Origin of the sequence: Flavobacterium johnsoniae, assembly GCF_030388325.1 — a bacterium.
GTDB lineage: Bacteria > Bacteroidota > Bacteroidia > Flavobacteriales > Flavobacteriaceae > Flavobacterium > Flavobacterium johnsoniae_C.
This window is the reverse complement of the sequence record NZ_CP103794.1, coordinates 731,047-744,213: the sequence shown is the minus strand read 5'-3', so window position 1 is coordinate 744,213 and position 13,167 is coordinate 731,047. Positions and strand designations below refer to the sequence as shown.

Here is a 13,167-nt window from a genome sequence, read left to right as displayed (position 1 = left end):
CGGTCTGTTTTACTCTTTTTATTGAATAGAAAAAAAGAATAATGCAAATTACTCCTGAACAGAACATGCCAATTAGAGGCTGTAGTATGGGGCCGCAAGATAATAAGATCATATTTTTTTGCTATTTTTGAAATTGGTAATTAGAGTGAATTAGGGAATTTATTCCAGCCTCATTAAATCAAAATACATAAATCTATGTTTTTCTTCTTTATCTGAATCTAATAAAAAGATAAAATCATTTTTTTGATAAGTAGAAAGTTGTACAGGTTTGTTGTACGCATCTAGTATAAGTAATCGACATGCAGGTTTGTGTTCAATAAATGTCCATCCTTTTATAAAATCAAGAAGTTGATGAGATAAGCCTTTGCCTTTATAATTTTTATCAATTCCTAATCTTGCAATTTTTACAGCAGAATATTGTCGAATTCTTTTTTCGTTTGGCAATTTTATTTTTCGATGTAGTTTGTTCCAAATAGAATTTTCGTAACCTAGATCATTTAAGCAATCATTTGAAATAGAGAAGAAAGCTGCAACACTACTATTTTGCTTAAATAAGTAAGTATTTGTGATTTTTTCGTTTTGAAAATTTTTAGAATCTTCAAGTAAAAATTCATTTATTTCGTCGTCTTCACAATCAAAATTTTCTAAAACGTCATCATTATTTAAAGCTGAAAAAACAAAATCAGATAAATCCATTCATCATGCCTTTTTCGACATTACTTTGCTTACTAAAGAAAATATTCTAGCTTTTTTTTCTTCAGAAATCTTATTTGTTTTACTTGTGGAAATGGCAGCATTGAATCTTTTAGATTCCTTACCTTTTACTACTGGAGTAATTTTAATTGTTGTTGCCATTTTTTAGATTTTAATAAAGTAATAATTATGTTACAAATGTAAGTATTTTTTGATTGAATTTCAAATTTTAACTTTTTTGTAAAAAGATGAAATTTTCTTTACCAAATTTTCCACCAAGGTTTTTTGTTGATTTCAATAACTTTCTTAGTTGTGTCAACATCAATTCTTTTTGGAGATTCGGTTTTAATTTTAGAATCATCAAAAAATAAATTCCCGTTATCGTCCATTCCAAGTGGAGATTTTGTTCTTTCTTTCCAGTTTTCAGTTTGCAATTCTGGAATTAAAGGTAAATCGATTTTTTCGCGAAAGCGTTTTTGTGCTTTTTCTATAATTTCTTCCTCTAAATTTGAAGTTGAATTTTTAAAAAGCGAAATCGAAATGTCTGGAATATTTAAAAGAAAAACCTGTGTCTTATTTTCGATTTTTTGAATATCCAAAACTTTAAAATAAGCAATTGAATCTAAAAGAAAATGACCGATTTTTGCCGAATCAGGATTAAATTTTGATAAATCTTTGGCGTGAGCACTTGCAATTAAATACCTGAAGTTTCCAGAAAGTCCTCCGCCAATTGAACTCATATCTGTAAAACCTTTTTCCTGAATTATTTGACCAACTTTATAATTTAAAATTAAATTTTCTGAAAGATTGGTGTCCCTATAAAATAATTTTAAACCAGAAAAAGTTTCATTATACATGGTTTTAAGACGCGAATTTTTCATGATCTTTTATTAAATAAAGTTGATTTTTAATATCTCCACTTTCGAACAATGATTTTTCCAAATAAATTTTCCGCAATTTCTTCAGTCCATTTTTCAACCTTTTCTTGTCCAACTTCACCGAAAAGATCAGCTTGAGCGAAAATTAAGCAACCTTTAATATAATCGTCGACATTATCAAACATTTTTGTTATGAAAGGTTTAGTGTCATGATCGAAATAATATATTTCTTTGGTTTCGGTATGAAAACAGAACATATTTCCATTTCCTAAATAGTCGCTAAATGTAATTAGGTGTGGTAACAAAGTTTTATCTTCGTTTGAGAAATCAGGACCATAAGGACTATCTTCTTCCCAAAGATCTTTCATCCATATTATGTCTTCAAAACGTTGTAATTCTTCTCCAATATCAGCAATTCCAAAAGTTTTGTAAAAAGTTTTCAATCCATTTGGAAGGGTGGTTCCTAAACGCTTTTCCAAATTTTTAATTTCTTCTACTGAAATTGGCGTTTGTAGTTCATTACTCCAATTTTCTGCTAAAGCTTCAATTATCAATTTTGATTTTTCATCCCAACCATTATCGCCTATTTTATCAAAAGGAATAATAATGTCGCTTTTTAGATTTATATCTATCATGGATTTTTTTTTTGCAAAAAAAGGATTAATTCTTACAAATTCCCAATACTATCCAATTCTCTTTTCAAAGGTTCAATCTGTTTCATAAAACGAGTTCTATCATTTCCTGTCAAAGATTCTCCAGTCGGAAGGTTCAAACGAAGTGCATCCACTTGTACGCCATTTTTCCAGAAGCGGTAACAAACGTGAGGTCCGGAAGCTAAACCTGTACTTCCAACCAAACCAATTGTCTGTCCTTGCGTTACGCGCTGTCCGCGGCGAACCAAGATTTTAGACATGTGTAAATATTGAGTAGAGTAGGTTCCGTTGTGTTTTACTTTTACAAAGTTCCCGTTTCCGGCGGTATATCCTGTTGTTTCTACAACTCCAGAAGCAGTTGTTGAAATTGGTGTTCCAGTTGGCGCTGCGTAATCTGTTCCTTTGTGTGCTTTCCAAGTATGTTGAACTGGGTGAAATCTATTCATGGTGAATCTAGAAGTAATTCGGCTGAATTTGATTGGTGTTTTTAGAAAGAAATTTTTAAGTGTTTTTCCTTCATCATCATAATATTCTATTTTTCCTGAAGTCGTATCTCTTTCAAAAGGAAAAGCATAAACGATTTTACCTTTATATTCAAAAAATGCCGCTTCAAGATCTTCAACGCCATCGTAAGTTTTTCCGTTGATGAAACGTTCTGTGAAAATTAATCCGTAACGATCGCCTTTTTTAAGTTTGAAGAAGTCAATAGACCAAGAGAATACTTTTGTAATTCTACTTGCCAATGCTGTTTCGACATCTTCACCTCCTAAAGTTTCAGATAATGAAGTTTTTAAAACGCCACCAATAATTTTTCTTTTTAAAGTAACGGGTTTTACTTTCTTATAAGCTTTTGCAATGCTATCTCTTAAATCAATAACATAATAACTTAAAGCGTCTGGCTGATAAATGAAAACCTGTAAATTGTTAGTTTTGTTTTTTGAACGAAGTAAAGTAAAAGGTTTGCCGTAACGAATACTTCTTACATTAAAAGAATCTTTAACTTGTTCTACAATTTCAAAAACTTTTTTGTCTCCAATATTCTGACTTTGTACGATTGAGCCAAAAGAATCTCCTTTTGAAATTGTATCATTAACAACATTGAAATCTGCGTAATTAAAACCGAATTCTATTTTTTTGGTTGCTGGTTTAGTAATTTTGGTTTCTACTTTTTCTTCTGCTTTTTTACATGAAAAAATAGAAAACAAGACAATTAAAATTACGACTGCTTTTTTCAAACTTTTTGTTTTTTTGTGGTGAAATTATGCTACGGTTTCATTTCCCCAATTCGACAATTCTTCTTCGGTCCACAATTTAGGAAAAAAGATGCGTCTTTGGTATTTTGGATGCATATATTTTTGCCAGTCGCTTCCGCCAGTTGCTTCGCCGTTACCTTTTCCACTTTCTAAAATATACTTTCTTGCAGTATTAAGATGCTGCATAACCCAAGTGATGTTCACCGTTTTATCGTAATGACGCATTGCCGCAATTAATTCTGGATTTTGCTGATCTTTTTCTGGAAGTTGAGAAAATTTCTGCCAGATGTTTTTTGTCTTAAAAGTAGACATTTGTCTCAGAAATTGAACCTTGTATTTGTTTTCGAATTCTTGAAGTAAATATGATTTTTCGCCCGTGTGGTAATCTTTTCCTGCAGCTTGCCAATACAAATGTTCGAAGCTGGTTTCTAAATCGGTATTTTCATCAAAATTTGCTTTGTATCTTCTGTCTGTTAAATTGATTACATCTGTCGAAGCAAATTCAATCATTCTGTATTGTGCACTTTGAAAACCACTTGCAGGAGTAAGTGTATTTCTAAATTTCATGTATTGATCTACTTCCATGCCGTTTTCCATAATACTGAAAGAGTTGGTAAGCATATCAAAATATCGTGTAATTCTAGATAATCTTTCGCTGAAAAAATCTACTTGAATGTTTTCTGTTTCTGCGATTTGATCAATTTCCCACAAAATCATTTTGAAGATTAATTCGTTTACCTGATGATACATGATAAAAACCATTTCGTCAGGAAGTGTGGTACGTTGAATTTGTAAATTTAAAAGAGCATCAGTCTGAATATAATCCCAATAAGTGATTGGTTTAGCCCAAAGCAATCCTTCTAATTGAACATCAGTTTTTTGATTTATGGCTTGAAATTTTAAGTCAATTTCTTTTAAGATTGCTTCAGAATTATCTGTAGGGTTCATTATTTTTTTGCTTTTAGTGGACTTTTTAATCCTTTATATTCATCGAGATCGGCTTTAAGAGATCCTACCGCCAAATCTGCTTTTATTCTTATCGGAACTTTGTTTACATCGTCTGTTATCCAGAGTGTTAAGCTTTCCTTTTCTTTAAACACTCTTCCTGTTTGCACCAGCGGTTTGAAAACCATTGTAGAAACGGTTCCAAATTTAGTTGTAATATCTTGACGACCTACATATTTTAACTTAAATTTTGTGATTTCATCATCAAAAAACATATCAATTGTGATGGCTTCACCAGATTTTAATTTGTCAATATTTGGATGATTTCTCAAATAGTAAAAAGCCGAAACAATATCTTGAACTTCTTCCGTAACAATAATCGTTTTTTCAGATTTTCGTTTGTAGTCTTTTACTAAAACTCTATTTTCTCCTTGATTGAAAATTCCTTCTTGATTTTTAGTATAACCACCTTCGTCAATTTTTCGAACATAACGATATGGTTTTCCAGTTTCTTTGTCAAAATAACTTTCGTATAAGTCTTCTACTTTGAAGAAAAACTTAGACATTCCGGTAGTGTAACCTTTTCCAACAGAATGATATACCTTTTTATTATTAATGGTAGCATCTTTTACTTCGAGAGTAGCGTATCCGGCGTTTACAATTCCGTAATGAATTCTAAATTTGAAATATTCTCCAGTATCGAAAGCGTCCTCTTTTTGAGTGTCGAACGCTAGTGTCGTTAGTGCTAATATGATGAGGAAATACTTTTTCATAGTACAATTTTTACATTTCATTATAAAGATAAATAAATGCAAATTCTATTCCAAATGTACCAAAACAAAAAAACTCAGTCAAAAGATGACTGAGTTTTTATGCTATTAACTAACCAAAAAACTATAAATTATGAAATTTATATCAATTCGGAAGGAAACCACCCCTCCCTTATTTGCGAGTGCAAAGATAGATAGAAAGTTCAAAAAACAAATAGCTAAAGTCAAGTTTAACATATCATTTGCAAAAAAAGCATCGTTTTTTAGAGAATTATGCTGTTTTGTGTATGAAAATTAACGTTTTATAGCGTTCCTCTCAATTCTTGCTCTCTTTCAATTGACTCAAAAAGGGCTTTAAAGTTACCTGCGCCAAACCCTTTAGCACCCATTCTTTGAATAATTTCGAAGAAAAGTGTCGGTCTATCTTGAACTGGCTTGGTAAATATTTGTAAAAGATAGCCATCTTCATCAGCATCAACCATGATGGCTAATTTTTCAATTTCATTAATATCTTCTTTCATCATATCCATATGAACACCCAATCTTTCTGGAATTGCTTCATAATAAGTATGAGGAGGAGCAGATAAAAATTCAACACCGCGTGCTCTTAATTGCGATACGGTTTTGATAATATCATCTGTAGCAATGGCAATGTGTTGAATTCCAGGTCCGCCATAAAAATCTAAATATTCTTCAATTTGTGATTTTTTCTTTCCTTCTGCTGGTTCGTTGATTGGGAATTTAATTCTTCCGTTTCCGTTTGACATTACTTTACTCATCAAAGCAGAGTATTCTGTAGTAATTTGTTTGTCATCAAATGATAGGAAATTCACGAATCCCATTACGTCTTCGTAGAATTTTACCCAAGTATTCATTTCGTTCCAACCCACATTTCCAACCATGTGATCAATATATTTTAATCCCGTTGGTTCTGGATTATAGTCTGATTTCCATTCTTTGTAACCTGGAAGAAAAACCCCGTTGTAATTTTTTCTTTCTACAAAAATGTGAACCGTTTCTCCGTAAGTGTAAATTCCAGAACGAATAACTTGACCAAATTCATCTTCTTCAACGGTTGGTTCCATAAAAGAACGTGCTCCGCGTTTCATAGTTTCTTCGTAAGATTTTGTAGCATCTTCAACCCAAAGTGCTGCCACTTTTACTCCGTCGCCATGTTTTTTCAAATGTTCATTTATAGGAGAATCAGCTGTTAAAGGCGTTGTCAAAACAATTCTGATTTTATCTTGCTTCAAAACATAAGATGCTTTGTCTTTTACTCCCGTTTCTAATCCGGCGTAAGCCAAAGACTGATATCCGAAAGCCGTTTTGTAATAATGTGCAGATTGTTTAGCATTCCCCACATAAAACTCTACATAATCTGTTCCTAATAACGGAAGGAAGTCTTGTGCTCCTTCAAATATTTTCTCTAATCCGTATTCTACTGATTTTACTTCTTTACTCATGATGTTTATTTGTTAATCGGTTATTTAGAAAAACCGAAATGTTGTGTTTAATTTTTTTAACGCAAAGGGCGCAAAGATTTTTTTAAGTTAGATTTTATAAAATCGCGAAGAACGCAAAGCTTTTTGACTTTTTTTTAACGCAAAGGGCACAGAGTTTTTTTGAGTTAGATTTTGTAAAATCGCTAAGAACGCAAAGCTTTGCGAAATCATTGAAGTACAACGTCATTAAAATCTTTGCAAACTTTGCGAAAAATCCTTTGCGAACTTTGCGTTTAAATAAGTTTAGTTATTCCGTCCAAGATTTGTAATATTTTCCATCATCCAATCCCATTGCTTCTTCAGTAACCATTAAAGGTCTAAAAGTGTCAACCATAACGGCTAATTCCTGAGTTTCTTTATGACCAATACTGCGTTCCATTGCGCCAGGCGCTGGTCCGTGCGGAATTCCTTTTGGGTGTAAAGTGATGTGACCTTGCTCGATATTATTACGACTCATAAAATCGCCATCAACATAATATAGCACTTCGTCAGAATCTATATTGCTGTGATTGTAAGGCGCCGGAATTGCTTTCGGATGATAATCGTAAAGTCTTGGGCAGAAAGAACAAACGACAAAAGTTGCCGTTTCAAAAGTTTGGTGTACCGGTGGCGGTTGGTGAACACGTCCCGTTATAGGTTCAAAATTGTGAATTGAAAATCCATATGGAAAATTATATCCGTCCCAGCCCACAACGTCAAAAGGATGTGTTGCATAAACCACTTCGTGAATCATGCCTTCTTTTTTGATTTTGATTAAAAAATCACCTTTTTCGTCGTGTGTTTCCAATTCACTTGGTAAAATAAAATCACGCTCGCAAAATGGAGAATGTTCTAAATGCTGCCCAGATTGGTTTTTATATCGTTTTGGCGTATAAAAAGGAGAATACGATTCTACATAAAATAGTCGATTATCTTCCGTTTCAAATTCGATTTGATAAATAATACCGCGTGGAATAATCAAATAATCGCCATATTCAAACGGAATATTTCCTAACATGGTTCTTAATTTTCCTTTTCCTCTATGGATGAAAAGCATTTCATCGGCGTCGGCATTTTTGTAGAAATAATTTCGAAGCGATTCTTTCGGCGCAGCCAAACCAATAATACAGTCTTTATTGACTAACATTGCTTTTCGGCTGTCTAGAAAATCATTTTCAGGTTTTAATTCGAAACCTTTAAAAAGTAAGGATTTTATATTTTTTCCGATTGCAATTTTGGGTTCAACCGAATAAGAATTTAAAATTTCCTTAACCTGCGTTGGTCTGTGTACGTGATAAGATAATGACGAATGTCCGTGAAAACCTTCGGTTCCAAACAATTGTTCGTAGTAAAAACCTCCGTTTGGTTTTTCAAATTGGGTGTGTCGCTTTTGCGGAAAATCTCCGAGTTTGTGATATAATGGCATGGCCTTTTCAATTAGATAATTTGTAAATTAGATAATTAGAAAATGTGAATTGCAGAGTTAATAATTGATTCAATTTTGCAATTGACCAATTATTTCAATTCGATAGAGCCGTTATTCAGGATTTCTCTTGATTAGGAATTGAAGATACTCTAATAAACCTGTCCAATTTGTTTTCATTATAACAAATGTCGTAATTTTTTCGAAGTAAAAATAAAAATTATATTAATTATAACTAAAATAATTTAATGTTTTTTGATATAATTTTCACGAAGCAAAAAAATAACACGATTTTATTGAAGTATTCATTAATATAATATTAAAACAAGAAGCCAATGCTAAACCAAGTAAAGCTTCTAGACATTTCTGGAGACCAAGATTGCTTTATTTCAATTGGACCAATAATGGTTTCTAATCCGTAACCTACTGCATAACCGGTATATTTTGGCATTGAAATCCAGTCAACATCAGAAAAAATATTGTTTCCTAAATTGGCAAAATTGGCAGAAAGATTAATATGGTTTTTTCTTAAAATTTCGTAATCCAAGGTAATTCCAGTTTTGATGTAACTATTTCCTGCAATGCTTAAGAAATCATAGCCATAAAAATAATTGAAGTTATTTATTTTGCTGTAACCATAACCGCCTAAAATAAAATCAAAGAAAGGAACACTTGAGTTTCCGAAAGTAAATCCTGCATCGGCATCAATCTTAAAAGTTGCTCTATTAAATAAAGTATTTACAAAAGAAACTTCGGCTTTTGCAATCGAAAAAGGTTTAAAAGTTTTAGTGTAATCTGAAGATGCCAGATAGGTTTGTAAATCTGTAGAAAAATACAATCCAGAACTTGGGTAGTATTTGTCATCAAACGAATCGTATTTTAAATAGGCAAAAGCGCTAAAATAATTGCTTTTGTCAATTATATTATCTTCATTGGCAAGAGTTGGAGAATTTATTTTTAAATATTTATATTCTAAACCACCACCCATTAAAAATTTCTGAACAAAAATAGTCTGGAAATAAGCTTGATTATTCACATCCATAAAATCAACATTAATTAAGTTGACGTTCGGATTTTGCGTTACCAAATTACTCAAACTTGTAGTTACATTTCTATTAAACTGATTCAATCTCGAACGGAAACCAAAGCTGATATTAAAACCATTTTCGACATAATAATTGAAATCATATCTAAAATTGTCGCCTAAAATTATATCAAGCGAAGTCACATCGTTTTTTAAAAATGTTTTTTTATGAGTCAAATTTAATAAAATACCGCTTTTATAAAGTCCGTCGTAATGAAGTCCGAGCTTTAAGAAAGTCTGTGTTGGGTTTTCTTTTAAAACCAAATCCAAATCATCTTTGTCGCCATCTGGCTGCAAACAATACGAAATAGTACTAAAGTTTTGTGTCGCATTTAAATTGTTAATTCCAGTTTTAAGACCATTATATGTAATAGTGCTTCCGGGTTTAAAACGAAGTTTACCGCGAATATATTCTTTGGTGTAGTTGTCTAATTTATCGGTATTTATTTTCTGAATCTGAATAGTGTCTGACGCAACTTTTAGTTTTGGTTTTTTATAAAAAGTAGTTTCGTCGGCTAATGCTTTAATTTTTTCATAAACAGCAAAAGCGGCTTCTTCACCTTTTCGAATAATTTCTTCGCCTCGATCAAATGAAATTACACCAAAGTCACGAATATCTGGTTTAATGTAGACATCGGTGTTTTTTATTTTGTTTTTCATTTTATCAATCGACTGAAGATTGGTAATCTGAACCAAAATTCGAGTAGCGTTTTTTAGGTTTTTTCTTTTCATCAAATCATCCTGAACATCAACACCAATAATAATATCGGCACCGAGTTTTCGTACTTCTTCAATAGGATAATTGTTTACAACACCGCCATCAACCAATAAATTTCCATCAATTTCTACTGGAGTAAATAGGGAAGGAAAAGCAGCACTCGCCATCATTGCCTGAACGAGATTTCCTTTATTCAATAAAACTTCTTCGCCAGTTTCAATATTGGTTCCTATACATAAAAACGGAGTAGGGAGTTTATTAAAATCACGAATATGACGAACATTTCGAGTCAAACTGCTCAATAAATTATAATTGTACATCCCTTTTGAAAGCGCTTCTGGAATACCAACTCTGAAATTACTAAACGGCAAAACGATCGCGTACAATTCGTCGTTCTTTTTACCGTAAAAATTCTTAGAAGATCTCGGAATATAATCGTTTATTAATTCGTCGAAATTGGTTTTTTTGAAAATCGAATCAATTTGAGAAGCATTATAACCAGAAGCATAAAGTCCGCCAATTACAGATCCCATACTGGTTCCGCCGATATAATCAATTTTGATTCCCGCTTCTTCCAAAACTTTCAAAACGCCAATATGTGCAAAACCTTTCGCGCCGCCGCCACTCAAAACCAAACCAATTTTTGGTCTTTTAATGCTGTCTTTTTTTATTTCTTGCGAAAATGATTTTTGTGAAAAAAACACCAACAATGCAAACATCATAGAAACTGCTTTCCAAATTGTATTTGAAAGGAGTTCTTTTGATTTGATATTTAAAATGGACAACTGATTTAGGCGCATAAAAATTTGCAAGTTAGTTTTGTAAAAGTCGGCAATTTTTTTTGGTTTACTCTTAATATGATGTTGTTTTTAAAAGTATTAACTTTTTGTTTTGATCATACTTCCAAACATCGTTATGGGTTCGTGCTCCGCCTCTGCAACTTGATGTAAGTGTCTTTTTAATTTTATCAACTTTCACATCGCAAAACATATCACATTTTGGATTAAAATTCGATGGAAATTCTAAACGTTCAAAATTTTTAGTTTTCGGATTAAAGATAAAAATCTGATAAATCGTGTAAACTCCCATTCCGTCATCGGTACGGAAACTGGCAAAATCGGTGTAACCGTCAAAATTATAATCGTTTATTTCCAAACGAGATGGTTTTCCAGTTATCGAAACTTCGATGTTATTTATAATTTGAGTTTTTCCAGTTTGAGTATTTTTTATTTCGACCGCTTGTTCGTATTCTTCATCGCTAGTTCCAATTTTATTTTTAAAACTTATCTCGATCTTACTTTTGTCTTTTTGTACAAAAGAAATATCGTTTTGACTATATGAAATAGCAAAAAACAAACAGAAAATAATATGTAAAAAGACTGTTCTCAAAATGGATTAGATTTCTTTAGAATGATAAAATGCAACAATTTTCTTGGCTCTCGAAACACCTACAACGTCTGAAATTTCTTTTTCTGTAGCCAATTTTAATCTTTTAACACTTTTAAAATGTTGGATTAGCGCCAACATTGTTTTTTCGCCAATTCCCGGAATACTTTCTACAGAAGAATTAAGCGCCGATTTGCTTCTTTTATCTCTATGAAATGTGATTCCGAATCTGTGCGCTTCGTTTCGCAATTGCTGAATTACTTTTAAAGTTTCAGATTTTTTATCTAAATATAACGGAATTGAATCGCCAGGATAAAAAAGTTCTTCTAGGCGTTTTGCAATTCCAATTATTGCCACTTTTCCGCGTAAGCCTAATTCGTCAATACTTTTTAATGCTGCCGAAAGTTGTCCTTTTCCACCGTCAATGATAATTAATTGTGGTAAAGGTTCGTTTTCGTCCAACAATCTTCTGTAACGTCGGTACACAATTTCGGTCATCGAAGCAAAGTCATCTGGACCAATAACCGTTTTGACATTAAAATGACGATAATCTTTTTTACTCGGTTTTCCGTCTTTAAAAACAACGCAAGCCGCAACCGGATTTGTTCCCTGAATATTCGAGTTATCAAAACATTCTATATGTCGTGGCTCAGAAGGAAGGCGTAAATCTTTTTGCATTTGCGCCATAATTCGATTTACGTGACGATCTGGATCTACAATTTGTAATTGTTTCAATTGTTCGATGCGATAAAACTTAGCATTTCGAATCGATAAATCTAAAATCTGTTTTTTATCGCCAAGCTGAGGAACGGTTACTTTAATGTTTTCGCCCAAATCCAATTCAAACGGAACAATGATTTCTTTTGATAATAATTGAAAACGTTCACGCAATTCTACAATTGCCAATTCTAATAATTCTTCGTCAGATTCGTCCAATTTTTTCTTTATTTCTAAAGTATGCGAACGAATAATCGAACCGTGAGAAATCTGCAAAAAGTTGACATAAGCGGCACTTTCATCAGAAACAATCGAGAAAACATCAATATTGGTAATCTTCGGATTTATAATGGTCGATCTGGATTGATAATTCTCTAAAACCTCAATCTTTTCTTTGATTTTCTGCGCTTCTTCAAACTGTAAATTTTGAGCGTAAGTATTCATTAACTTCTTGAAATCTTTTAAACTTTCTTTAAAGTTTCCTTTCAAGATTTCGCGAATGGCATTGACTTGTCTTTGATATTCTTCTAAAGGTTCTAAACCTTCGCACGGACCTTTGCAATTGCCAATATGATATTCTAGGCAAACTTTAAATTTCCCTGAATTTATATTTGATTCGCTCAAATCATAATTGCAAGTTCGAAGTGGATACAATTCTTTAATCAAATCCAAAATAGTGTGCACCATTTTGAAATTGGTGTACGGACCAAAATATTCTGAGCCGTCTTTAACCATTCTTCTCGTTAAAAAAATTCTAGAAAAAGGTTCTTTTTTAATGCAAATCCACGGATAACTTTTATCATCTCGCAATAATACATTATATCGCGGTTGAAGCGTTTTAATTAAATTATTTTCTAATAAAAGCGCATCGGTTTCAGTTGGAACAACGATGTGTTTAATCGTCACGATTTTTTTGACCAAAACGTTTGTTTTAGCGGTATCGTGAATTTTATTAAAATAAGATGAAACCCTTTTTTTTAAATTTTTTGCTTTTCCGACATACAAGATTTTTCCGTCTTTATCGTAATATTGATAAACACCTGGATTGTCTGGCAAGGTTAAAATTTGAAGATCTAAAGCCGGTTTTTGCATTCTTTTTTGTTTCTGAAGATGTTTGTAAAGCTTTTCAAAAATCATTCCGATTTCCAAATAAAGCTTAACATTGA

Annotated in this window: 12 protein-coding genes; all 12 read right to left on the bottom strand. The window is 32.2% G+C overall.

Translation table 11 applies throughout. The annotated features are described in order from the left end of the window. Nucleotides 1-159: 159 nt before the first annotated feature. Nucleotides 160-696, bottom strand: a complete 537-nt coding sequence (locus NYQ10_RS03460; RefSeq protein WP_289878907.1) for a GNAT family N-acetyltransferase — start codon at nt 694-696, stop codon at nt 160-162. Nucleotides 697-699: 3 nt separating this feature from the next. Beyond that, the gene (locus NYQ10_RS03455; RefSeq protein WP_289878906.1) at nt 700-855 is read right to left on the bottom strand and encodes a hypothetical protein; all 156 of its coding nucleotides are present in this window, start codon (nt 853-855) and stop codon (nt 700-702) included. A gap of 98 nt (nt 856-953) precedes the next feature. Further along, entirely contained in the window at nt 954-1,574 is a 621-nt protein-coding gene (locus tag NYQ10_RS03450; protein ID WP_289878905.1) for a hypothetical protein, read from the bottom strand. 26 nt (nt 1,575-1,600) lie between these two features. Continuing rightward, nucleotides 1,601-2,206 carry an SMI1/KNR4 family protein gene (locus NYQ10_RS03445; RefSeq protein ID WP_289878904.1) on the bottom strand — a complete coding sequence of 202 codons (606 nt, stop codon included), beginning with the start codon at nt 2,204-2,206 and terminating at the stop codon, nt 1,601-1,603. A gap of 32 nt (nt 2,207-2,238) precedes the next feature. Further along, nucleotides 2,239-3,459: a M23 family metallopeptidase gene (locus NYQ10_RS03440; RefSeq protein ID WP_289878903.1), complete on the bottom strand. Its 1,221-nt coding sequence runs from the start codon at nt 3,457-3,459 to the stop codon at nt 2,239-2,241. 24 nt (nt 3,460-3,483) lie between these two features. Further along, nucleotides 3,484-4,425: a tryptophan 2,3-dioxygenase family protein gene (locus tag NYQ10_RS03435; RefSeq protein ID WP_289878902.1), complete on the bottom strand. Its 942-nt coding sequence runs from the start codon at nt 4,423-4,425 to the stop codon at nt 3,484-3,486. Beyond that, entirely contained in the window at nt 4,425-5,195 is a 771-nt protein-coding gene (locus tag NYQ10_RS03430) for a DUF3108 domain-containing protein (RefSeq protein WP_289878901.1), read from the bottom strand. The genes NYQ10_RS03435 and NYQ10_RS03430 overlap by 1 nt, the downstream gene beginning before the upstream one ends. A gap of 299 nt (nt 5,196-5,494) precedes the next feature. Beyond that, nucleotides 5,495-6,655, bottom strand: a complete 1,161-nt coding sequence (hppD, locus tag NYQ10_RS03425; RefSeq protein ID WP_179004192.1) for a 4-hydroxyphenylpyruvate dioxygenase — start codon at nt 6,653-6,655, stop codon at nt 5,495-5,497. Nucleotides 6,656-6,941: 286 nt separating this feature from the next. Further along, entirely contained in the window at nt 6,942-8,099 is a 1,158-nt protein-coding gene (locus tag NYQ10_RS03420) for a homogentisate 1,2-dioxygenase (protein WP_289878900.1), read from the bottom strand. A 316-nt stretch (nt 8,100-8,415) separates the two neighbouring features. Beyond that, complete coding sequence (locus tag NYQ10_RS03415) at nt 8,416-10,698, bottom strand: patatin-like phospholipase family protein (RefSeq protein WP_289878899.1); 2,283 nt, start codon at nt 10,696-10,698, stop codon at nt 8,416-8,418. A 52-nt stretch (nt 10,699-10,750) separates the two neighbouring features. Beyond that, complete coding sequence (locus NYQ10_RS03410; RefSeq protein ID WP_289878898.1) at nt 10,751-11,287, bottom strand: XAC2610-related protein; 537 nt, start codon at nt 11,285-11,287, stop codon at nt 10,751-10,753. Nucleotides 11,288-11,293: 6 nt separating this feature from the next. Continuing rightward, nucleotides 11,294-13,093: an excinuclease ABC subunit UvrC gene (gene uvrC, locus NYQ10_RS03405; protein WP_289878897.1), complete on the bottom strand. Its 1,800-nt coding sequence runs from the start codon at nt 13,091-13,093 to the stop codon at nt 11,294-11,296. Between the last annotated feature and the right edge of the window lie 74 nt (nt 13,094-13,167).